The sequence below is a fragment of the Corynebacterium sp. HMSC055G02 genome (assembly GCF_001809065.1).
Taxonomy (GTDB): domain Bacteria; phylum Actinomycetota; class Actinomycetes; order Mycobacteriales; family Mycobacteriaceae; genus Corynebacterium; species Corynebacterium jeikeium_D.
Genome location: NZ_KV795637.1, coordinates 20,311 through 42,403, shown reverse-complemented (window position 1 = coordinate 42,403; position 22,093 = coordinate 20,311). Strand labels below are relative to the sequence as shown.

Sequence of the window (22,093 nt, the reverse complement as noted above, 5' to 3'; positions counted from 1 at the left end):
AGTGCTCAACCCATGGGTTTAAGATGAGAGCTGTGAATAATTCCAAGGTGTATGACCTCACTCTTATCGCTGCTTTCGCAGCACTGATTATCGTGCTCGGCGGCATTGCCATTCCCGTTGGCGGCCTCGGCGTGCCAATCGTGCTACAGAACATGGGCATCGCACTGGCCGGGATGATTCTCGGATTCAAACGCGGTGGCCTCGCCACTACCCTGTTCCTGGCTGTTGGTCTCGTGGGCGTCCCAAACATGGCGGGCTGGAAACCACTTCTCGCCGCACTTCCCGGCCCTACCGTGGGCTACATTGTCGGCTACTTAATTGCAGGTTTCGCAATCGGCGCGATTGCCCAGCAAGCACCACGGGCGAAAGTTTCACGAATCAGCGTCTTCATCGGCGCGGGCCTCGTTGGAGTTCTACTACAGTACTTCTTCGGATCTGTCGGATTGGCTTGGCGTATGGGACTTAGCTTCACCGACGCACTGATTACCAACGTCCCGTTTATCCCAGGCGACGTGGCAAAGGTTGTCGTAGCCGCGCTTATTGCTACTGCAGTACTGCAGGCTTTCCCTGATTTGCTTCCCGACGCTGCCAACCGTAAGCAAAGTCGTTTGGTTAAGGAAGCAGCCACCTCGGGCAATTAACCCCACAGAATTAGAAAGGGTCTCGAGTCGCACTATGCCCACCATCGCTTTTGACCGCGCTTCCGCAACCTATTCGGGACGCCAGATACTGAAGCCGACCACGCTAACTCTCACAGAGAAGCGCATTGGCATTATCGGCGAAAACGGTGGCGGTAAGTCCACGCTGGTGCGACTCATTAACGGCCTGGGCCCGGTCACTGGTGGCACGGTCACGTATGAGGGCATGAATGTCGCAAAGCAGGCAAAGGCAATTCGCAAGAATGTCGGCTTCATCTTTTCTGATGCGGATAATCAAATTGTGATGCCTACAGTCGCAGAGGACATTGCCTTTTCACTACGCAAGCGAAAACTACCAAAGGATGAGCGCAACCAGCTGGTGCAGGAAGCCCTCGAGCGGTTTGGGCTTGCCGATCATGCTGACGCCTCGCCACACTTGCTCTCGGGTGGACAAAAACAGCTACTGGCGCTGGCGGCAGTGTTAATTCTTAATCCCACGACCATTATTGCCGATGAGCCCACTACGCTCCTCGACTTGCGCAATCGTCTCCACATTCGGAGTATTTTCGCCCAGCTTGAGCAGCAAATTATCGTGGTCACTCATGATCTGGATTTTCTTATGGACTTCGACCGAGTTATCCGTGTAAGCGCAGGAGAAATCGTCGACGACGGTGCGCCGAAGGAAGTTATTGACCGATACGTCAGCGATATGACTCGTGCGGAAGAAGGCCGCTCATGATTCATCCAGCCGATGTCCCGTTAGGGCTTTACCTCAACCATAAGTCGCCTGCGCACAGGCTCCCGACGGCCCCCAAACTCATCATTGTCATCGCATTTTTATTGCTCACCGGGATTCTCGTGGATACCTGGCTAGGCGGGGCGATTGCCCTGGCAATTGTCACCCTCGCTTATGCGGTGGCCAAGGTGCCACCAATGGTTGCTTTCCGACAGCTCCGTGGAGCCGTAGTCATTTTGGCGCTGCTTTCGCTTCTCCTGTGGTGGCGCGCCGGGGGTGAGCAAGCGCTGACGACCTTCCTCGCGCTTCTCGCCGCAATCGCAGCGGCAATATTGCTAACGCTGACGACCCGCGTCAGCGACATCATGGATACTTTGACCACTGCGATGCAGCCGTTCGCCCGTTTCGGCCTACCAGTCGACACCATCGCGCTCGCACTATCGCTGACGCTGCGTATGATTCCGCTTCAGGTTATGGCCGCTGCCGAGGTACTGGAGGCTCGAAAAGCACGAGGGGCTGCCGGCTCAATCATTGCCTTCGGCGTACCTGTGGTCATCCGAACCATTAATCGCTCGAAGGCAATGGGTGATTCGCTAATCGCACGTGGTGAAGGTGAGTAGGAGAATTAATTGCCCTCACGCAGCTGGCGCATGCGCTCAGCAACAGCAGGGTCAACGTTGGAGGCAGCGCTTCCCTCGATGGACTTCTGAGCCTCGCCACCAGAGAGCTCGTTGCCACCGTTCATTTCTGCGCGGATTTGCTCCAGGCGAGAGTGCCCAGCAAGCTGAACGCCTGCGGCCTCTACCTCAGCCATACGCCCCTGAACCGAGTTCTGAGCTAGCTCGGCCTGACCAAGAGCGTTAGCGTAACGACGCTCAATCTTGTCACGAACCTGATCCAGATTAGGTGTAGCCCCCGAAGAAATCTGATTCATCGACTGCAGGGACTCAGAGACTTTCTCCTGCATCTTTGCTTGCTCCAGCTGGCTGAGGAGCTTTGCGCGCTCCGCGACCTTCTGCTGCAGCTGCATGGAATTACGCTCGACGGCCTTCTTAGCCTGAGCCGCCTGCTGCAGCGACTGATCGTGCAGAGCCTTCAAATCTTCTACCGACTGCTCAGCAGTAACCAACTGAGCTGCGAAAGCCTCAGCTGCGTTCTCATACTCCGTAGCCTTGGCAGTATCCCCCTCAGCACGAGCCTTGTCAGCGAGCTGCAATGCCTGACGAGTGTTCCCCTGCAGCTTCTCAATCTCAGCGAGCTGACGGTTAAGGCGCATTTCCAGCTGGCGCTGATTACCAATCACCGCCGCTGCCTGCTGCGATAGTTCCTGGTGCTGCCGCTGAGCATCCTCGATAGCCTGCTGAATCTGCACCTTCGGATCAGCGTTTTCCTCAATCTTGGAATCAAAAGCGGCCATCAAGTAATTCCACAGCTTTACAAATGGATTAGCCATAGCGTCCCATACACCTTTCTTATTGCAACTACCTCAAAGCAGGTCTGTGCTTATCGCGCACCCAATCTTAACTAAAGCCGAGCGTCTTCGGGTGCTAAGTACCGGAGCAATGGAATGAAATTCCACCGCCGCAACCAATTTCTACATCGCTGCCAATTCTGGGCTCGCCGAATGCAGGGCCATCGCTGTGGCTGCTTCCATCATCAAATCCGACACCGTCACACCAAGCGCCGCGCATACCGACGCCAGCAGCTCAGATGAGACTTCTTTCCGTCCACGCTCAAGCTCAGACAAATAACCAGGGCTAATAGCCGCATTTTCAGAAAGCTCACGCAGCGTCTGTCCACTGCGCGAACGGATATCACGCAGCGTCTCCCCCAGTGCCTCTCGCAGGAGTGGCTCACGGGATTCTCCCCGTTCCGCCAAATCCTGTGCCGTTAACTTTGCAACCGATCCAGGCTGCTCCCCTACAGCCACCCGCGCCGACGGTGCTGTGGCATCCATGGAAACTTCGAAAGCGGCAGCGCTATCTACCTCTGGGTAGCGAATGGTCATAAGTGCAGTATTGTTGGTCATCACTTTCTCTAACGCTTTAGAAGGCCGACCTGTTCCCAATTTTCAAAAATTCTACTCACCGTCGAGATTCTGCAACAACAGTTCTAACGCCAATACCACTGCTTGACGACGAATCTCCGCGCGCGACCCCTCTTTATTCACCGGCAACCTAACAGCAGTTACCCCATCAAGGTACGAAACTCCCGGCGGTTTCAGACCACACCAGACTTCACCTACTGGGTGCCCATCCTGCATCGCTGGACCAGCAACGCCAGTTAGCGAAATCCCCCAGTCCGCCACTGCTTTATTTGCCACTCCAAGTGCCATATACCGGGCCGTCAACTCGGACACGGGGCCATATGCGGCCAAAGCATCCTTTGGCACGTCGGCAAGCAACGCCTTCGTGTCAGTGGCGTAAGTGACCACGCCACCGCGGAGAACGGCGGAGGCTCCCGGTACGGAGGCAACTGTAGCGCAGAGAAGACCTGCGGTAAGTGATTCTGCGGCTGCAAAAGTCTCGCCACGAGCCGTAAGCGTTTGGACGAGTTGAAGCGAAACGCCATCGACACCGTCAGCGTTTTCGTCGCTCTGGGCGAGGCGTTCGACTGTGTTCACAGCTTTACCCTCCACTTAATTTCTCTACGAGACCTTTCGCGCATCCACAATGTACTGGATACCAGTACCGACGGTGACGACAATGGCGGCAACCATCACAATCCAGGACGGCCAGAACAACCAGTCCACTGGCATCAGGAAGAGCCCCACTGCTACAGACTGCAGGACCGTCTTTATCTTGCCGCCCCGAGAAGCCGGAACAACACGCCCCTGACGCAGGGCGAACATACGCCAGATGGTGATGCCACCTTCGCGAATCACGATGATGACAGTCACCCACCACGGCAGAATGTCGATGATGTTCATACCAATCAGCGCAGCCAGCATTAGAGCCTTATCGGCAATCGGATCGGCAATCTTGCCAAAGTCGGTAATGAGGTTACGGCTACGTGCGAGGTGCCCGTCCAACTTGTCAGTCGCCATCAGAAGCGCGAATACGACAAACGACCACCAGCGCCAATTGGTGGCTTCGCCGCCCTCCTGAAGAAGTACCCACAGGAACACCGGTACTCCGAGGATGCGAAGCACGGTCAGGAAATTGGGCAAGTTCCAGTTGGAAACACGGCTTGTATCAGCACTTGGAGCAGTCACAGTTGTTACCTTATCTCACAATCGTGTTCGATTAACGCCCAGGCTCGTTCTTACCGGTGTGTGAACCGTTAGTTTCGCTTCCGGCCGACGTTGACCCCTCACTGACAGAAGTAGAGGAGGCGTGAGAGCCGAGGCCATCGCGGCTTCCATCATCATCGTGGTGAACACGCGGAAGGGCAATCGCACCCATGTTTTCATCACGCTTGCTCTTGAGCCACGATGCCAGGACAGTCACCACCAGAACGATGACGATGACCGCCAGCGACGCCCAGGTCGATACTTCAGGCACCGACACGTTCTCACCGCTGTTGATAAACGGCAGGTTGTTTTCATGCAGTGCGTGCAACAGCAACTTCACACCAATAAAGGCCAGGATGACACCCAGGCCATAAGCCAGGTACACCAAGCGATCCAGCAGACCGTCGAGCAGGAAGTACATCTGTCGCAACCCCATGAGAGCAAGGGCATTTGCAGTAAAGACGATATATGCCTCATCCGTCAGGCCGTAGATAGCCGGGATAGAGTCAAACGCAAACATCACATCGATAAAACCGATGGACACCAGCGCGATGGCAAGTGGAGTCAAGTAACGCTTGCCGTTTTCCTTAACGGTCAGCTTGTCCTTGTTGTAATGGTCCGAAATTGGGACGATTCGACGCAGCCATTGAATCAGCTTCATATCCGACGGATCGGGTTCCGGCTTATCGACGGCTTCGTCGTACACCGTCTTGATAGCCGTGTAAATCAGGAAGATTGCAAACAGGTAGAAAACGTCAGACCACTTGGCAATAACTGCCGCACCAGCCCAAATGAACAGGCCTCTGAATACCAGCGCCATCGCAATACCGAACAGCAAAACCTTTTGTTGGTACTGGCGCGGAATCTTGAATGCGCCGATGATGAGTGCAAAGACAAATAGATTGTCTACGCTGAGCGCCTTTTCGGTGATATAGCCCGATAGAAACTCAATGCCTCGGTGGTGATCCCATAACAACCACACCATTCCGCCGAAAATTAATGCCAAGACTACGTAGAAAGCGGTCCAGATGCCGGCTTCCTTCATAGTTGGGTTATGCGGCGTGCGAACGTGTGCATAGAAGTCAAAGGCGATAAAACCCATGACGACCACAATGGTGATAATCCATACCAATGCGGGGACATGCATATTAAAAAAAGACCTCCGGTCGTGCGAACATGAACCGGAGGTCTCTCCTGCTTCTGCCATAGTGGCAAAAGTGACGGCACCGGGATTCGATGTGCGCAAGACGAGTCTGTGCGTCCAATCCGTGCTGACGATAACCGTCACGGGCTAGCGGAAAACATCCACTTTTACCGGGGATACTCCCCTCCACGTGTGCCGACTATACACGCAATCAGAAACGGCGGTAAGGCTGGGTCGTCCTACGCCATAGACTGATTCGGATCAGCGTCGACTACGTTTACTTCTTCCTTAGGAGCATCCTCCGGGTTTGCGCCCTTGATCATCCACTTAATGGTTTCGAGCTCCTCTGGTTTGACCAGCACCTCACGTGCCTTAGATCCCTCTGACGGTCCAACCACTCCGCGAGTTTCCATCAGATCCATCAGTCGACCGGCCTTGGCGAAACCGACTCGCATCTTGCGCTGCAACATCGAGGTCGATCCGTGCTGTGCGGTGACCACCAGCTCGACTGCCTGAAGCAAATCTTCCAGGTCATCTCCGATATCGGGGTCAATGTTGCGCTCAGCCTCAGCACTCTTATCCTCCGTGACACCCTCGGTGTAATCCGGCTCGGCCTGCGCCTTAGCTGCATCGACTACTGCCTGAATCTCTTCGTCTGTGACGAAGGCCCCCTGAAGACGTCGCGGCTTGCCTGCACCCTGTGGGATGAACAGGCCATCGCCCATACCAATGAGCTTTTCAGCACCGCCCTGGTCAAGAATGACGCGGGAGTCCGTGAGCGACGAGGTAGCGAATGCCAGTCTCGATGGCACGTTCGTCTTAATCAAGCCGGTGACCACATCCACAGACGGACGCTGCGTAGCCAGCACCAAGTGGATACCGGCAGCACGGGCCTTTTGCGTGATGCGCACAATCGCATCTTCGATATCGCGGGGTGCGGTCATCATCAGGTCTGCCAACTCGTCAACGACACAGACAATGTACGGGTACGGACGGTACTCGCGCTCCGAGCCAAGTGGGGTCGTAATCTCACCGGACTTGACCTTACGGTTGAAGTCCTTGATGTGACGGACGCGGGCGGCCTTCATGTCCATGTAGCGCTGTTCCATCTCTTCAACCAGCCACTGCAGAGCCGCCGCGGCCTTCTTCGGCTGAGTGATGATTGGCGTAATCAGGTGAGGAATCCCCTCATATGGAGTCAGCTCGACCATCTTCGGGTCCACCAGAATCAGGCGGACATCCTCCGGGGTCGCACGAGTCAGCAGCGAAACCAACATCGAATTTACGAACGCGGACTTACCCGAACCGGTCGAACCGGCAACGAGAAGGTGCGGCATTTTCTGGATGGAGTGCGAGATAAACTCGCCCTCAATATCCTTACCGAGACCGATCAGCATCGGGTCATCGTTCGCAACGGTCTTGGGCGCGTTGAGTACGTCGGCAAGCCGAACCATCTCACGGTCGTTGTTCGGCACCTCGATACCAACGGCCGACTTTCCCGGAATCGGAGTCAGTAAGCGGACATTGTCGGTCGCTACCGCGTAGGCAATGTTGGACTGCAGGTTCGTGATCTTCGAGACCTTCACGCCCGGGCCAAGCTCGACCTCGTAGCGAGTCACCGTCGGACCGCGAGAGAAACCAGTCACCGCAGCATCGACCTTGAATTCTGCGAATACTTCAGTAATCGCCTCAATCATGCGGTCGTTCGTCGCCGTACGTGTCTTGGGACGCTCACCTGGAATCAACAAATTAGTCGATGGCAGGTGGTAGTCAGATTCCGGCGTGCGTGCCGACGAACCGGAAGTACCCTCGGCATCCTTTTCCAATTCAGACTTCGGAGTTGTGGCCGGAATCTTAGAGGCATCGATACCAGAACGAGCGGCAATGGCATCCATTGTGCGGCGGGTAGCCTCAGACACTGCATCCCGCGAATCATCGACAGACGACTCGCCCTGCGGCGCGCTCGCCGGCTCTACGGCCTCAGGTTGAACAGCGGGCTGTTTCGGAGCTCGGGAATCGGAAACACAATTCCGTTCGCTGTTATTAGCTGCAGCAGCCTCCTGCGTCGGGTACTCGGAGTACTCGTCATAATCCTCGTCGACAGCGTGGTAGTTCGTGCCCCCGACAGCTGGAATAGTCGATTCTGTCTCAGCGGTGTCGCGATGTACTGCATCCGACTGAGCTTCCTCCACGTACTCAGCTGCCGGAAACGCCGGCTCCACTGGGGAAACTCGATTGGAGTGCGGTGCCCCATTCCGGACATCGAACACTGTGGTCTTTGCCGAATCGTAGTCGACATCCTCAACCTGACGGGCACGTCGCGGAGCCTGTCGGTTCCTCTGCGGCTCTTCGTCCAAAAGATCGTAGAGGTTACCGTCAGTATCCGGTTCGTCGTAAGGCGCGGGTTCGGGTGCGGATATACGGCTATCCGCGCCACGGCGGGACGCTCGGTAAGCAGGGCGACCGGTCGAACGAGACGAGGAATGTTGCGTGCGGCTGCTGTGGCTTGGGCGACGCTCAATTAGCTGCGTCGGCTGGTCAAAGTCCTCATCGGCATATGCGGTATCGGAATCCCAGCTCGCACGACGTTCCAGCATGTCATCGACATTGCCGTAGGGATCGTCCGATTCCGGCTCGTCGCCGGCACGACGCGAAGACCACTCGGAAAAGTTGAAGTATTCCTTAGTGGCATCGATAAGCTGGCGCACCGTCGCGCCAGAGAGCACCAGAGCGCCGTAAAAAACGATACCCAGCAACAAAACCACGGCGACCCACGAGGTAAACCCGGCTGCTAGCGGCGAACCGATATAACCACCAATTGCGCCACCAGCTGCACGTCGCCCCTGCCAGTCCGCAGGACGACCCGAGCCGATATGCACAATTGCGAGCAGCCCCACCACGATCAGCGAAGCTCCAGTGATGGTAGGTGTCAGACGTTCACGGCGCGGCATAGCATCCAGCATCATTAATACGGAAACAACACCGAGCAGCACCGGAAGTACAAAAGCGCCGATACCAATGAGCGTGCGCACTGCCGTTTCAATGAACTCCCCCACTGGCCCTGCCAGGTGGAACCATGTCGAGCCAGCGAGCACAATCGCCAACGCCAGCACGAGTAGTGCGAGGCCATCCTTCGATCCCGGTTCGCCACCCTCATCGAAGTCTGCGTCGAACTCGTCAGCTGGCACGGAGGCCGGTGCCGGCGGTTCAATTACATCGTCATAGCCGCTAGCTGCTTTACGACGCTTCCTACGGGGCTTCGTCGAAAAATCGGCGTCTCTTTCGCGCCGCGACATATTCTCCTCTTCGTTTCGCTTATTTTTGCGACCGCTGACCCGCCGGGCAAGACCGGCCACGCCGCGGGCAGTTTCAGTCCAGGCGCTGGCCAAGCTATTGGCCACGAACGACATGGCGCTAGGAGTGCGCTCGAATTCCTCCGTGGCGCTGTGCACGGGGTATCGCCGCGTGGCATCTGTCTCCGCAGAGCGGGAAGATCCACGACGATTGTCAGTTCTGGTTCGGCTGGTCGCAGACATGACCATTACCTTACAGCTAACACCGGATCGTTTTCACATTAGTCACACGCGTGTCATTGTTTAACAGGCGTGCTGTCGCGACCGTCCAGAACTGAGAACGTGATTTTAAAGACTGTTGCGCTTGATGCCCGATTCGTCACCGTCGATGGTGACGCGTACCTCGTCACGGCCATAGAGCCACAGCACCAGTTCCCCGACGCTTCCGCGGACAGTCACAACTGGAGCACCTTTAGCACTGTTGTCGATTAGGGTCACCGCAACTCCGTCGTCACGCATTAGCACCACGGTCGAGGTCGAACCGCGCAACATCATACGGCCGGCAGTAGTGACCAGACGCCACAGGTCCGACACTCCGGAGGGCGGCAGCTGACGAACGGTCCAGCCTTCCTGGGCACGACGGACATCCTCGTGATGGACGAAGTTCTCCGCAGCGTTGACGTAGCGGTCTGCCCAGTTCATTGGATTCCATCGCGGAGCACCACTACCCCACTTCCCCACCACTTCGACGTAGGGCATTCGATTGACCTCAGCGGTAACAGCATCGAGGCGGTCCGAAAGCGCCTTGACGAACATCCCGCCCGCGGCATCCAGACGGTTTTCACGAATGTACAGGTGGTTGGCAAGATCCCGGGTCGTCCACCCCTCGCACAAGGTCGGGGCGTCGGGGCCGACGCTGAGCAGTAGATTAGCTAGGTCTTCACGTTCCCGTTCAGCAAAAGTCATAGCTCCAGCCTAGACCAGGCACGGAGAAGCCCGCATCCACACGGTTGTAGGTGGATGCGGGCTCTTACGCTAAAAGACGCTCTAGAAATTTAGATACTTTCGCGCGACTCCTGGATTTCCTCATCGGTAACCTCTTCGGCTGCCTCAGAGGACATCGGCACGATGGTCGGAACAACCATCGGACTGCGACGCCATTTCTGGTTAATGACGCGCTCGGTGCGGCGACGAACTTCCTGAGCCATACGGTACGGGTTGTTCTCGCCACTGCCAGCCAGGTCAAAGAGAGTATCGTCAACGACCTGCTCGACGGTTTCGAGCACTTCCTTGGCGTCGTCCGAGTAACCGCGAGCCTGAGCCCGTGGCTTCTCCAACGGGCGGCCAGTGCGGTTATCAATGACGGCTGTGACGGTGATAAGACCACCTTCACGCATTTCAGCACGGTCTGCCAGCACGTCAGCGTCGACGTCACCCATGGTGACGCCATCGACGTAGAGGTTACCGACCGGAACCTGGCCAACTACACGAGCGCGGCCATCAACGAGGTCGACTACCACACCGTTCTGAGCCAGGACAACGTTCTCTGGCTTCACGCCAGTGGACACAGCCAGCTCCTTGTTGGCACGGAGGTGGCGCCACTCACCGTGAATCGGCATGACGTTCGACGGACGAGCTGCGTTGTAGAGGAACAGCAGCTCGCCGGCAAAGCCGTGACCGGAGGTGTGAACCTTCGCATCCTTACCGGTGATAACCGTGGCACCAATTTGGGCCAGCATGTTGATAACGCCGAAGACTGCCTCTTCGTTACCGGGTACCAGCGAAGAACTGAGGATAATCAGGTCGCCATCACGGACGGTGATCTGACGGTGCTCACGGCGGGCCATGCGAGACAGCGCAGCCATTGGCTCACCCTGCGTACCGGTAGTCACCAGCACGACCTTGTGGGGCGCCATGCGAGCGGCCTCGTTCATTTCCACAATGGTATTTTCCGGAGCGGTCAGCAGCCCCAATTCCTGCGCGATGCGCATGTTGCGAATCATAGAGCGACCGTTGAAGGCAACCTTGCGGCCAGCCTTAACAGCTGCGTCGATGACCGCCTGCACGCGGTAAACATTCGATGCGAAGGCCGCGACGATAACGCGCTGCTTGGCATCCATAATCAGACGGCGCAGAGTTGGAGCCAGCTCCGCCTCGGATCCCGAGAAGCCCGGAATCGTAGCGTTGGTGGACTCACACAAGAAGAGGTCGATTCCCTCATCACCGTAGCGGCTCAGCGCCGGCAGGTCAGTCGGCTTTCCGTCCGGCGGGGTCTGATCCATCTTCACGTCACCGGTGTGGACGACCATGCCGGCTCCGGTCTTAATGACGATGCCAAGGCACTCCGGAATCGAGTGGTTGACATTGAAGAAACGCAGATCGAACGGGCCACGCTGAATGTGGCTGGTGTCGTTGACCTCGATGACCTTCGGGCGCTGACGGTGTTCCTGTGTCTTGGCCTGAATCAGTGCCAGGGTAAAGCGAGAAGCAATAATCGGGATGTCCGCGCGCTGCTTGAGCAACCAAGGGATAGCACCGATGTGGTCCTCGTGACCGTGGGTGACCACGAGAGCTTCCACGCGATCCCACTTGTCTTCCATGTAGGAGAAGTCAGGCAGGATCAGGTCAACACCCGGCTCATCCGAGCTCGGGAACAGCACGCCGCAGTCGACGATGATCAGGCGGTTCTTGTACTCCAACACGGTCATATTGCGACCGATTTCGGAAATACCGCCCAGTGCAACCACGCGCAGGCCGTCCTTGGGGGCCTTCGGCGGTGCAGGAAGACGCTGGGTCAAGTCCGCACCCTGCATCGACTGGACTACGTTACGACGGTTGCCACCGCGTCCGCCACGGCCACCCCTCGAACTATTTCCGCGATTACCTCCACGGCCACCGCGACCACCGCGGGAACCGCGGTTGGAAGAATTCGAGGAACCTTGGGACTTCTTAGCGTTACCGGAGTTCTTACGCTCACCGGAACGCTGCGAGGACTTCGAGCCGTTGGATTTAGCTCCACCCTTGTCGGAACCCTTGGATGCAGAGTTATTGGACTGCTCTGCTGCAGCCACGTCGGACTCGGAAGGCGGACCAGCCTTACGAGTTACCTTGCGGGCGCGATTGCGTCCTTCAGCCACTACAGAACACCTGCCTTCCGCATAGCTTCTTCAAGCACCTCAAGCTGCTGGTCATTTGCTGCAATTTGCGGCAAGCGTGGATCTCCTATCTCAATGCCCTGCAGACGCAGAGCGGATTTAGCAAAACTTACACCGCCAAGTGCAGCCTGAGCGGCAAACAGCGGAGTCATCTTCGCGTGGGCAGCCTGCGCACCAGCAAGGTCTCCCTTGTCAAAGCAAGAGCGCACCTCAGCCAGCAGCTGCGGGGCTGCATGTCCAATAACGGAAATAAACCCGGTGGCGCCAATAGACAGCCACGGAAGGTTCAGCACATCGTCACCGGAGTACCACGCCAAATCAGTATTAGCGATAATGCCGGCGGCAGCTCCCAAATCCCCCTTGGCGTCCTTAACAGCCTGGATTCTCGGGTGCTCCGCCAACCGGTAAATGGTATCAACTTCAATCGGAATAACCGAACGCGGTGGAATGTCATACAGACACACCGGCGCCTCGGTTGCGTCAGCCACTGCCGTAAAGTGACGGTACAGCCCCTCCTGGGACGGCTTGGAGTAATACGGCGTGACGACGAGCAGCGCATCCGCGCCCGCCTCCACAGAAGCCTTTGCCAGCTCGATGGACCCGGCCGTGTCATTGGTGCCGGCACCGGCCACGAGCTTAACCTCGTCACCCATCTCTGCACGGACAGCTCGGAGAAGCTCAAGCTTTTCCTCAACCGTCGTAGTAGGCGACTCGCCGGTAGTACCGGCCAGAATGAGTGCATCGCAGCCACCGTCTACAAGATGACCAGCGAGCTGCACACCCGCCTTGACATCGAGGTTTCCGTCCTTATCAAAAGGGGTCACCATAGCTACGGCGACGGTGCCGAAAATGTCAGCACCGCGAGTTGACGCAATTCCTGTGCTCATTGTTGACTACCTTTTCTTAAAAATCTCAATCGACTATATCTTCACACTGTACGTGCGATTACCCCTCGAAGGCGTAAGGACTCGACGCGACGACCGACCCATCCTTCAGAGTGTTAATCTCAAAATCCCCAAAAGCAACAGGAGCACAGCGCTGCAGCTCCCGCAGGCAAGCCACTGCCAACTCCCGAATTTCAGCATCGGCATGCTCAGTCGCACGCATCGAAATGAAGTGGCGCCAAGACCGGAAATTACCAGTAACCACGATTCGAGTTTCGGTGGCATTGGGCAAAACCGCCCGGGCTGCCTGGCGTGCCTGCTTTCGCCGCAAGATAGCGTTGGGCTCGTCGGCCCACTTCTCTTCCAGTGCGTCTAATAACTCACCATAGGCGAAACGGGACTGATCAACCGCGCTTTCGAAAACTCGCAACAGATCCGGGTCCTCCGCAATTGCGGGAGGAACCACAACATTGTTGGAACTGGCCGGCACAAACCGCTGCGACAACTGCGAAAAGGAAAAGTGGCGGTGCCGTGTGAGTTCATGTGCACACGAGCGCGACAGCCCACGAACATAGATGCTTGCACTTGCGTGTTCAAAAAGTGAGGTGTGGCCTACCTCAAGCACATGTCGCAGATATCCCCTATTCGTCGCCGTTCGTGGATTGGGCTTGTCCCACGTTTCATAACAAGCCCTGCCGGAGAACTCAATCAATGCTTCCCCACCATCGGCATCGGTATCAAAGTCGATGTCCTCCGGCGGGAAGAAGTTGGTCGCGGCGATTAGCTGCGCCTTGAGAGTGACATTTTCAGACATTTTCAGTTAACTCCCGGCCATTAAAGTCCCAGGAACGGCTCCAGTCCCACAGTCAGGCCCGGAAAATCCTCAATCTTGCGCACACCCAGCAGAACGCCTGGTACGAAGCTGGTGCGCGAGTAGGAGTCCTGCTTGATGGTGAGCGACTGCCCTTCTGCACCAAAGATAACGGTCTCGTGAGCCACCGAACCGGTCATACGGACTGCGTGCACCGGAATGCCCTCGACCTCAGCACCGCGAGCACCATCGAGAGTTTGCTCAGTGGCGTCCGGCTGCTCCCCCATGCCGGCTTCCTTGCGAGCACGAGCAATAGCCTCAGCAGTGTGGATAGCGGTGCCCGAGGGGGCATCCTTCTTAAAAGGGTGGTGCATTTCGATAACTTCAGCGGAATCGAAGTACGGAGCGGCTAGCTCCGCCATCTTCATCGTCAGTACCGCGGAGATTGCGAAGTTCGGTGCAATAAGAACATTGGCCTCACCGGCGGCGTCGTCAAGCCAGCGCTGCACCTGATCGAGGCGCTCCTTGGTAAAACCCGTAGTACCCACGACGGCGTTGATGCCATTCTTAATGCAGAACTCAAGATTGCCCATCACAGCGTCGGGCTGAGTAAAGTCAACAATGGTCTGCACACCAGCGGTGACAAGTTCATTCAGGTCATCGCCAGAGTCGAGACCCGCTGCCAGCTCCAAATCGTCGGCGGCTTCGACTGCCTCGCAGATGGTGGACCCTACCTTGCCCTTGGCGCCAAGTACGCCGACCTTGATATTGCTCACAGCTATTGTCCTTTCCCAACGGGTTTATCTTTCTCCCTTACCTTAGAATGTGTTGGCCAACTTGTGTGCCAATGCCCCCGTCCGCTTTGCCTTTTTGTCGACTTACGACGGGGTTTTTGTTGCGCTAAGATTCCATATCTTCGACAATTACCTATTTCTGTACCGATATATAGAAAGAGACTTCAATTGGTTTCTGAATCTGAAGATTCCGAACTCAGCCCAAGTTCGGAGGCACCACAGGCCGATGCGCCCAAAAGTGCTTATATGGCCATTTACGTGCTACTAGCTGCGGCATTCATGGCTATCTTGAACGAGACGGTCATGAGCGTCGCAATTCCCGTCGTCAAGGCGGACCTCGGAATCAGCGCAGCTACCGCAGGCTGGCTGACAACATCGTTCCTACTGACCATGGCAGTTGTCATTCCGGTCACTGGATTTCTCATTTCGGCAGTGCCGTTCCGCATTCTTTTCGCGGTCAGTCAAGGACTATTCGTCGTGGGCACTCTCATCGGTGCTTTCGCGCCAAACTTCGCGATCGTTCTGCTCGCACGCATTGTCCAAGCGTCCGGTACCGCAGTGCTGCTGCCGCTGCTGATGACCACGGTGCTCAACGTAGTACCGGAGCATGAGCGCGGGCGCATGATGGGACGAATGAGCGTGGTCATCGCTGTCGCGCCTGCTATCGGACCGACCATCTCCGGTCTCATTCTGGAGATTGCCAATAACAATTGGCATGCGCTTTTCGACACGATGTTGCCGCTCGGCCTAATTGTGCTGGTAGTGGGCGTCATCCTCGTTCCCAATATTGAGGAAAACTCCGCGAAGCCCATCGATATCCTCTCGGTGTTCCTCAGTGCCGGCGCATTCGGCCCGCTGGTGTACGCGCTGAGCCGCGTAGGCGCAGAGTTTTCGCTTATCGACGGAATCCTGTGCGCAGTCGGCATCGTGCTGTTGGTGTTCTTCATCATGCGCCAGCGCCGTTTGGCACCGCACAACCGAGCTCTGCTGGATCTTCGAACCTTCCGCACAAAGAGCTTTAGGCTGTCCACAATCATTCTGACCATTGGTTTCATGCTGATGTTCGGTGTGATCATCATTTTGCCGCTCTACCTCAATCTGCGAGGTGTCGACGTCAAGACTATTGGTTTGATTGTGATGCCTGGTCCACTGGTTATGGGTCTGATGGGACCGGCTGTCGGCCGGCTCTTTGACAGCTATGGTCCGCGCCCACTGGCAATTCCCGGCTCCATTGTCCTTGCCCTCGGTCTTTTCGGGCTCGGCTTCATCTCAGCATCGACTCCGCTATGGTGGATTGTCGCCTGCCACATCGTCCTTGAGATTGGCCTGGGGCTGCTGTTTACTCCGCTGTTCACATTCGGTCTTGGTGATCTTCCGAAGCGCCTCTACCCGGATGGCTCAGCAATCATGAACACGCTACAGCAGGTTGCCGGCGCTGTCGGTACCGCACTGTTTGTGGCGCTGTCAGCTGTTATTGCCACTGGCCTGTCCGGCACTGGTGCAGCAGCTCCTGCCGCCGACGACTTGATTCGTGGCTATAGCATTGCGATGTTTACCGCCGCGGGATTTGCCGTGGTGCTAATCTTCCTCACCACGCTGCTCAAGCCGCAGCGGAAGAAGATTGCATTACAGTAGCCCCCCCCAAGACCGGGGGGGGGAATACCGCCTAAACTAGGCGGCTTGCTCCCGGCCCGGGATTTCCAACGAAAAACTCCGGTTCCGGCATTCCTCTGTCACGGAAGGCCGACGCAACTGCATTCGCTGCAGCACTGACACGGTCGTGTGGCAGCAGCGCAATGGCACTGCCGCCAAAGCCACCGCCAGTCATTCGGGCACCAAGCGCCCCCTGCTCAAGCGCTACGTCCACAGCAAGATCCAGCTCTGGACAGGAAACTTCGTAGTCATTCCTCAGCGAAAGATGGCTTACCACCATCAACGTGCCAAAGGCCTCGAAGTCCCCCTCGGAAAGCTTTTCAATCGCCTGTGCCGTCCGGTCAATTTCGGTAACAACGTGACGTACTCGGCGCGCCACGGTATCAACCCATTGATCCCTATCTGCCTCAGCTGGGACGTTCTCCTTCGCCCAATTGATAGCAGCACCAACTGCATCATCCAGACCGCGGAAATCAGATACCCCAAGACCATTTGTCACGGCATCGATGATTCCGCGACGCGTCGCATACTGACCATCCGAGAGACTATGCCGAACGTTGGTGTTGATTACCAAAACCTCTAGGTCCTCGTCTGCGAAAGCAGCCTTTACAAGCTGGTCAGAACTCTTCGCAAAATCAATGACCAGTGCGTGGTTTTCCTTGCCCTTGATGGAAATACGCTGATCCAGACCGCCGGTAGAGGCACCAATGACCTCATTTTCTGCGCGGATAGCCGCCTCAACAATTCCCTGCTGCTCTTCATCGTTTGGTGCGCGCCCGTGGACGAGCTCAAAGGCTGCAACGCCGACAGAACACTCCAGAGCGGCGGAGCTGGAGAGCCCGGAACCGATCGGAACATCGGAGGAAATCGCAATGTCAAGGCTTGGACAATCCGCGGGCAACAGCCCTGCCTCACGCATAGCCCAGATAGTGCCAACTGCGTATCCCGTCCAATTTGCAGGAGAGTTCGGACCGACATCGGACATTGCGATAGCAACCGGCTTGTCACCGTCTGCGGCGTCGTCCTTGTCCATCAAGTCCGAAACAACTCGCACTGTCCACGAGTCACCAGCAGCCTGGGCACCCACCGCTGCGAAAGTACTCTGTGCCAACGCGAATGGCAGACAGATACCACCGGCATAATCGACATGCTCGCCAATCAGGTTGACTCTGCCTGGGGCGCGGAAGACGCCCTGTGGTTCCGAACCGAAACTGCGGCGGAATTGCTCAGTTACGTCAGATACCGCCTGTTTATGGGAGCGAGTGGGAAGCCAGCGAGTCTGGCCAACTTCCCGGAAGCGGTCAGCGATTGCCTCCGGGGTCGTGTCCGAAATCCAGGCTCCTTGCCCGGACTCTGAACCCGCGAGGAACTTCATGCGTCCTGCAGAGCGCATCATGGAATAGAGCTGCAGGTGGAGGCGGCCAAACTGGTGATCCTCGCCTACCGGAGCTTGGTTCCATGCTGCGATGTACGGCGTTTTGTCGATGCCGGGGAAGAATCGGTCAATACGTCGCAGCAGGTCAAGGTACATTGCTGTCAGTTCGTCCTTCTCCGCATCGGTCAGCTCCTGAAAACTACCGACAGCGCGGTTAGCCATAATCATGACTTCGACTGGCCACTTAGCTGCAGCTGGGACGAATGCGGTGAAGTACTCCCCTTCTGCGATGATCCGTCGACCTGAAGCCTTTTCGGCCTCCAGGACATCCTCAAAGAGGTCACGACCGGTGGTTTCGAAGTGGGCTTTCGCGCGTGAAACAATGGCTGCCGCACGTGGGGGCAGATACGGGTACGAGTAAATCTGCCCATGAGGATGCTGCAGCGTTACCCCAATTTCCTTGCCCCTGTTTTCAAAGGGGAACACCAACCTCACACCTTCGAGCTTGCTGAGTTCCGCAGTGCGGTGCGCCCACGCTTCAATAACGGTGCGAGCACGAGTAAAGGTCAGATCCCGGAAGGAGTCCGAAACATTCGGGGTAAAGCAGACAACCTCGCACCGAGCCAAGGCCGGCTTCCGCGGGAAAATCTCGGCGCCGTCGACAGTTTGGGCAAAGTCATCCGGAACTTCCATGTGCATGGAAAGCGAAGGGAAGCGGTTTTCAAAAACCACCACGTCGTAGTCACTGGCAGGCACCTCTGTGGGAAGTTGTTCCGGCAGCGTCGGAGCTAGTGGGTTCTCACCAGCAGGAGGCATAAAGGTGCGGTTCATGCGGTGCGCCGCGTAGCAGTACCAATCACCTGTCAGCGGATCTTGGCGCAGCTCCGACTCCGTAATCGCCTGTGGCAAATCACGTTCGTCGGTTAACTTTCGAGTCTTTTTGCCCGAGACATAGTCCGGTTCATCGTCGAAGTAGATTAGCTCGCGACCGTCGGCAAGCGTAGTGCGCGTTACCGAAAAAGCGTGAGAAGGCTGGTCATCGGTTGTCATTTTTACTCCTTATGATTCTTCGACAACCGTTGGGCGCAGTTTTGCCCAGGCATAGAAAACGATTGCAAAGAGAAGCAGGGCTATGCCGCTGTACAGGTTATACATCGGCTCTTTGGCAACACTGGTCTCCGGGTTAACTCCAGGATCGAGGAACAGCCACGACAGCAGCAAAATGATGCCGTAAAGACCAAGCAGCGCCCCAATGACATTGCGAATGTCAAAGGCACCTGCTTTCTTATTACCGGTGCTGATAGTCGCTTCTACAGTTGAATTGTTGTGTGTCCGTGACATGATTTCTCACTAGCTCCTATGCGAAAACGATGTTAAGAACTACGGCCATCACCAGGCACAAAATACCCAGCGGAACAGTTCGCTGTAACAATGGCAGCTCTGCCTCAGCAGCGTCTGTGAAGTGAGCCTTCGGCGTGACGGACTTGACGAAGCCCACCAGCTCCTCATCGGGTTTCGGCGTTGTCATGAGCGAAACGACCACAGCCACCACAATATCGACGACGAATGCCACGGAGGCGGCAGCGAACGCAGTGCCTTGCCCCGGCAGCTCAAAGATGGTTGCGCTTGCCGACGTGAACTCGGAGATGTACCAGTACAAAATCGCAGCACCCGTTCCTGCGAGCAGAGACGTCCAACCTGCTGTCGGCGTCATGCGCTTCCAGAACATACCGATAAGGAAGGTAGCGAACAACGGTGCGTTGAAGAAGCCGAATAGCGTCTGCAGGTAGTCCATGACGTTGCCGAAATTATCGGCAATCAATGCGGTGAACACTGCGATGCCGGTCGCGCCAATGGTAGCGATACGACCAACCTTGAGGTAGTAATCATCTGCTCGATTTTTGACGACGTAGGTCTGCCAAATGTCGTAGCTAAAGACTGTGTTGAACGCGGAGATATTCGCCGCCATACCTGCCATAAAGGCTGCTAGTAGCCCTGCAATAGCGATGCCCAGCAGGCCGTTGGGAAGCAAATCTCTCATTAGGTACAGAATTGCGTCGTTAGGCTTGGCAGTCTGATCCATGATGGGTGCGACAGTCGCGCCGGCGATCATGCCCGGCAGCACCACGATGAACGGAATGAACATCTTTGGAAACGCGCCGATAATTGGAGTCTTGCGTGCGGCCGACAGCGAATCGGCTGCCATGGATCGCTGAACCTCCACGAAGTTCGTTGTCCAATAGCCAAAGGACAGCACGAATCCCAAACCGAATACCAATCCGATGACTGAAACTACCGGGTTGTCAAAACCAGAAATATCCGTGCCCGGCCAGGTGTGGAAGTGCGATTCAGTGGCAACTTTTTCCTTAAGCCCCGACCAGCCGCCGACGCTGTGCAGACCGATTAGAGTCAGTGGCATTAGAGCTGCGACAATCACGAAGAACTGAAGTACCTCGTTGTAAATCGCTGCGGACAGTCCGCCCAACGTGATGTAGGACAGCACAATGACTGCAGCGACGACCAATGTCAGCCACAGTGGCCAGCCGAGTAGCGCATTGACCACTTTGGCCAGCAGCAAAAGGTTGATACCCGCGATGAGCAGCTGCGCGACGGCGAATGAAATCGCGTTGACAAGGTGCGCTCCGGGACCAAAACGACGCAGCATGAATTCTGGTACTGAGCGAACCTTGGAGCCATAGTAAAAGGGCATCATGACAATGCCCAGGAACACCATGGCGGGAACCGCACCAATCCAGAAGTAGTGCATGGTCTGGAAACCGTATTCCACACCATTTGCGGACATACCGACGATTTCCACTGCGCCTAGGTTGGCTGAGACGAACGCCAACCCTGTCACCCAAGCCGGCAGTGAGCGCCCAGAGAGGAAGAAGTCAATGGAGCTGGACACTTTGGCTCGTGCAGCCCAGCCAATGCCTAGGACGAATAGGAAGTATAGGGCAACAATGGAGTAATCCACCCATGATGCCTCGAGCCGTAGGGCTGATTGCGCCACTATCACGACGGCCTCCTCACAATTAGGGAGTCAAAACGTATTCAGGAAATGCACGAATTGGGATTTCTTTTTCTCGGCACCTGGCTGGTGCACGCCCATCAAGGCCGTGAAAGTGGCTCGACCTACCCCGAAGTGTGGGGCCAGATAGCCACTATCCGGAACAAAAGGAAGACCTATTCTTTTACATTCGTCCCCAAGTGTATTTTCCATTCTTAATTCCAGGTGAATTAATTAAGAAGGTTTTAACCCGATTGAGGGGGCTGCACTCTTCTGCGCTGGGAAAACTATTTTCCGCCCGTTTCCGCGCGCAGTCCCATGACAAGAGTTGTTGTCTCTCCAGCCTGAACTCGCAGCAAACCGGTACCGGAGCGTAGCGCATCCGGCGGACATGTCATTGGCTCCACCGCAATCGCATTCCCGTGCCCAGGAAATCCTTCTCGTCGTCCAGCGTCGGCAACATAGACCTGGAAGAAGCGGAATTCATCATCGGCCCAGAGCACAGCACCCTTGCCATTTGGTCCAACCAAATGTGCTTCACGACGGCACGGTGAGTGACTCCCCGCTGCCTCCGCGGCAGCAAAGAAGCAGTGATCCAGCCACAGTCCATCCAGGGATACCCCCTCTCGAAGGCTGGGAACCACTGTCTCCGCTGGCACCGCTGGGCCGGCGGGCAAGTTTCGAATTGGCTCCAGTGGCAGGTTGTTATCAACGGGCAACCGTAGTGTGCAACTGCCGAAGTCAGCGCCCAACGCGCTTAAATAGGGATGCCAGCCCAGACCAAACGGGCACTCCCTATCGCTGCGATTATGCACTGTGAACTCCGCCGATAGGCCATCTGCAGACGTGACTTGCCAGCGCACGGTCATACCGAGTTCCCAAGGCCAGCCCGGTTGCGGCTCAACTTCCACGCCCAAGGTGACGCTGCTGTCATCAGAATCGACCACAGACCAAACGCGATCTGCAACAAATCCGTGAATAGCATTCGCCCGGGACGGCTCCGAAATATCTAGTCGATGGACTTCCCCATCAAAGATGAATACTCCGTCAGCGACCCTGTTCGGCCACGGAGCCAGGAGCGTACCTGCGGACAACGGTGGATTGAACCCTTTGGGATAGTCAGTCAGCAGTGGCAGGCCACAGTACTCCAGTGATCTCGGTCCACCACCGAACTGGGAAATACTTGCGACATAGCCACCGGCCGCAATGTCGATGAATTCATGATCGTGCGCGACAAGTTGCATGCGCAAATTACCTTCCACGTGGGTTCGAAAATTAATCCCTTCGAAACCCGAGATTAACCCAAAACAAAAGCGCGGTTAGGTCAATTTGTGACCTAACCGCGCCATCGCTACACGCGTTGTTGGA

19 protein-coding genes are annotated in these 22,093 nt (G+C 56.4%); 4 read left to right on the top strand and 15 right to left on the bottom strand.

Features of this window, described 5'->3' with window-relative positions; genetic code table 11:
• Positions 1-23 precede the first annotated feature (23 nt).
• Genes HMPREF2547_RS02835 through HMPREF2547_RS02825 form a run of 3 tightly spaced genes read left to right on the top strand, consistent with a single transcriptional unit; the run spans position 24 to position 1,994 of the window.
• Positions 24-641: a biotin transporter BioY gene (locus tag HMPREF2547_RS02835; RefSeq protein ID WP_049170862.1), complete on the top strand. Its 618-nt coding sequence runs from the start codon at positions 24-26 to the stop codon at positions 639-641.
• 34 nt (positions 642-675) lie between these two features.
• Entirely contained in the window at positions 676-1,377 is a 702-nt protein-coding gene (locus HMPREF2547_RS02830) for an energy-coupling factor ABC transporter ATP-binding protein (RefSeq protein WP_049170859.1), read from the top strand.
• Positions 1,374-1,994 (top strand): energy-coupling factor transporter transmembrane component T family protein, encoded by a 621-nt coding sequence (locus HMPREF2547_RS02825; RefSeq protein WP_070604663.1) that lies wholly within the window; start codon positions 1,374-1,376, stop codon positions 1,992-1,994. The genes HMPREF2547_RS02830 and HMPREF2547_RS02825 overlap by 4 nt, the downstream gene beginning before the upstream one ends.
• Before the next feature lie 5 nt (positions 1,995-1,999).
• On the opposite strand, the gene HMPREF2547_RS02820 is transcribed toward HMPREF2547_RS02825, so the two are convergent.
• From HMPREF2547_RS02820 to dapB, 11 genes are all read right to left on the bottom strand, one after another.
• A complete protein-coding gene (locus HMPREF2547_RS02820; RefSeq protein ID WP_005509356.1) occupies positions 2,000-2,827 on the bottom strand; it encodes a PspA/IM30 family protein in 828 nt (275 codons plus the stop codon).
• 141 nt (positions 2,828-2,968) lie between these two features.
• A complete protein-coding gene (locus HMPREF2547_RS02815) occupies positions 2,969-3,403 on the bottom strand; it encodes a helix-turn-helix domain-containing protein (protein ID WP_070595175.1) in 435 nt (144 codons plus the stop codon).
• A 51-nt stretch (positions 3,404-3,454) separates the two neighbouring features.
• Positions 3,455-3,997: a CinA family protein gene (locus HMPREF2547_RS02810; protein WP_016422606.1), complete on the bottom strand. Its 543-nt coding sequence runs from the start codon at positions 3,995-3,997 to the stop codon at positions 3,455-3,457.
• 24 nt (positions 3,998-4,021) lie between these two features.
• Positions 4,022-4,588, bottom strand: a complete 567-nt coding sequence (gene pgsA, locus HMPREF2547_RS02805) for a CDP-diacylglycerol--glycerol-3-phosphate 3-phosphatidyltransferase (protein ID WP_016422605.1) — start codon at positions 4,586-4,588, stop codon at positions 4,022-4,024.
• Between the two features lie 31 nt (positions 4,589-4,619).
• Positions 4,620-5,753, bottom strand: coding sequence for a TerC family protein (locus tag HMPREF2547_RS02800; protein ID WP_016422604.1), 1,134 nt, complete (start codon positions 5,751-5,753; stop codon positions 4,620-4,622).
• Positions 5,754-5,989: 236 nt separating this feature from the next.
• Positions 5,990-9,286, bottom strand: coding sequence for a DNA translocase FtsK (locus tag HMPREF2547_RS02795; protein ID WP_049193034.1), 3,297 nt, complete (start codon positions 9,284-9,286; stop codon positions 5,990-5,992).
• 105 nt (positions 9,287-9,391) lie between these two features.
• Complete coding sequence (locus HMPREF2547_RS02790) at positions 9,392-10,009, bottom strand: TIGR03085 family metal-binding protein (protein ID WP_049170848.1); 618 nt, start codon at positions 10,007-10,009, stop codon at positions 9,392-9,394.
• Between the two features lie 89 nt (positions 10,010-10,098).
• Positions 10,099-12,180 (bottom strand): ribonuclease J, encoded by a 2,082-nt coding sequence (locus tag HMPREF2547_RS02785; protein WP_049170842.1) that lies wholly within the window; start codon positions 12,178-12,180, stop codon positions 10,099-10,101.
• A complete protein-coding gene (gene dapA / locus HMPREF2547_RS02780) occupies positions 12,180-13,085 on the bottom strand; it encodes a 4-hydroxy-tetrahydrodipicolinate synthase (protein ID WP_049170841.1) in 906 nt (301 codons plus the stop codon). The genes HMPREF2547_RS02785 and dapA overlap by 1 nt, the downstream gene beginning before the upstream one ends.
• A 58-nt stretch (positions 13,086-13,143) precedes the next feature.
• Positions 13,144-13,896 (bottom strand): FAD-dependent thymidylate synthase, encoded by a 753-nt coding sequence (gene thyX / locus HMPREF2547_RS02775; protein WP_049170838.1) that lies wholly within the window; start codon positions 13,894-13,896, stop codon positions 13,144-13,146.
• Positions 13,897-13,916: 20 nt separating this feature from the next.
• Positions 13,917-14,669, bottom strand: coding sequence for a 4-hydroxy-tetrahydrodipicolinate reductase (dapB, locus tag HMPREF2547_RS02770; RefSeq protein WP_049170836.1), 753 nt, complete (start codon positions 14,667-14,669; stop codon positions 13,917-13,919).
• Between the two features lie 264 nt (positions 14,670-14,933).
• Here dapB and HMPREF2547_RS02765 point away from each other — a divergent pair, with 264 nt between their 5' ends.
• Positions 14,934-16,322: an MDR family MFS transporter gene (locus HMPREF2547_RS02765; protein WP_224433133.1), complete on the top strand. Its 1,389-nt coding sequence runs from the start codon at positions 14,934-14,936 to the stop codon at positions 16,320-16,322.
• 31 nt (positions 16,323-16,353) lie between these two features.
• On the opposite strand, the gene galK is transcribed toward HMPREF2547_RS02765, so the two are convergent.
• The 4 genes from galK to HMPREF2547_RS02745 all read right to left on the bottom strand — a co-directional run bounded on the left by galK (position 16,354) and on the right by HMPREF2547_RS02745 (position 21,969).
• Positions 16,354-18,765, bottom strand: a complete 2,412-nt coding sequence (gene galK / locus HMPREF2547_RS11105) for a galactokinase (protein WP_080985596.1) — start codon at positions 18,763-18,765, stop codon at positions 16,354-16,356.
• 9 nt (positions 18,766-18,774) lie between these two features.
• A complete protein-coding gene (locus HMPREF2547_RS02755; RefSeq protein ID WP_049170832.1) occupies positions 18,775-19,056 on the bottom strand; it encodes a hypothetical protein in 282 nt (93 codons plus the stop codon).
• A gap of 16 nt (positions 19,057-19,072) precedes the next feature.
• A complete protein-coding gene (locus HMPREF2547_RS02750; RefSeq protein WP_172954607.1) occupies positions 19,073-20,734 on the bottom strand; it encodes a sodium:solute symporter family protein in 1,662 nt (553 codons plus the stop codon).
• Positions 20,735-21,012: 278 nt separating this feature from the next.
• Complete coding sequence (locus HMPREF2547_RS02745) at positions 21,013-21,969, bottom strand: aldose 1-epimerase family protein (protein ID WP_070604661.1); 957 nt, start codon at positions 21,967-21,969, stop codon at positions 21,013-21,015.
• Positions 21,970-22,093: the final 124 nt, after the last annotated feature.

Coding starts and splice junctions, on each gene's coding strand:
- HMPREF2547_RS02835 (WP_049170862.1), top strand. CDS start 24: ATGAGAGCTGTGAATAATTCCAAGGTGTATGACCTCACTCTTATCGCT.
- HMPREF2547_RS02830 (WP_049170859.1), top strand. CDS start 676: ATGCCCACCATCGCTTTTGACCGCGCTTCCGCAACCTATTCGGGACGC.
- HMPREF2547_RS02825 (WP_070604663.1), top strand. CDS start 1,374: ATGATTCATCCAGCCGATGTCCCGTTAGGGCTTTACCTCAACCATAAG.
- HMPREF2547_RS02820 (WP_005509356.1), bottom strand. CDS start 2,827: ATGGCTAATCCATTTGTAAAGCTGTGGAATTACTTGATGGCCGCTTTT.
- HMPREF2547_RS02815 (WP_070595175.1), bottom strand. CDS start 3,403: ATGACCAACAATACTGCACTTATGACCATTCGCTACCCAGAGGTAGAT.
- HMPREF2547_RS02800 (WP_016422604.1), bottom strand. CDS start 5,753: ATGCATGTCCCCGCATTGGTATGGATTATCACCATTGTGGTCGTCATG.
- HMPREF2547_RS02795 (WP_049193034.1), bottom strand. CDS start 9,286: ATGTCTGCGACCAGCCGAACCAGAACTGACAATCGTCGTGGATCTTCC.
- HMPREF2547_RS02790 (WP_049170848.1), bottom strand. CDS start 10,009: ATGACTTTTGCTGAACGGGAACGTGAAGACCTAGCTAATCTACTGCTC.
- dapA (WP_049170841.1), bottom strand. CDS start 13,085: ATGAGCACAGGAATTGCGTCAACTCGCGGTGCTGACATTTTCGGCACC.
- thyX (WP_049170838.1), bottom strand. CDS start 13,896: ATGTCTGAAAATGTCACTCTCAAGGCGCAGCTAATCGCCGCGACCAAC.
- HMPREF2547_RS02765 (WP_224433133.1), top strand. CDS start 14,934: ATGGCCATTTACGTGCTACTAGCTGCGGCATTCATGGCTATCTTGAAC.
- galK (WP_080985596.1), bottom strand. CDS start 18,765: ATGACAACCGATGACCAGCCTTCTCACGCTTTTTCGGTAACGCGCACT.
- HMPREF2547_RS02755 (WP_049170832.1), bottom strand. CDS start 19,056: ATGTCACGGACACACAACAATTCAACTGTAGAAGCGACTATCAGCACC.
- HMPREF2547_RS02745 (WP_070604661.1), bottom strand. CDS start 21,969: ATGCAACTTGTCGCGCACGATCATGAATTCATCGACATTGCGGCCGGT.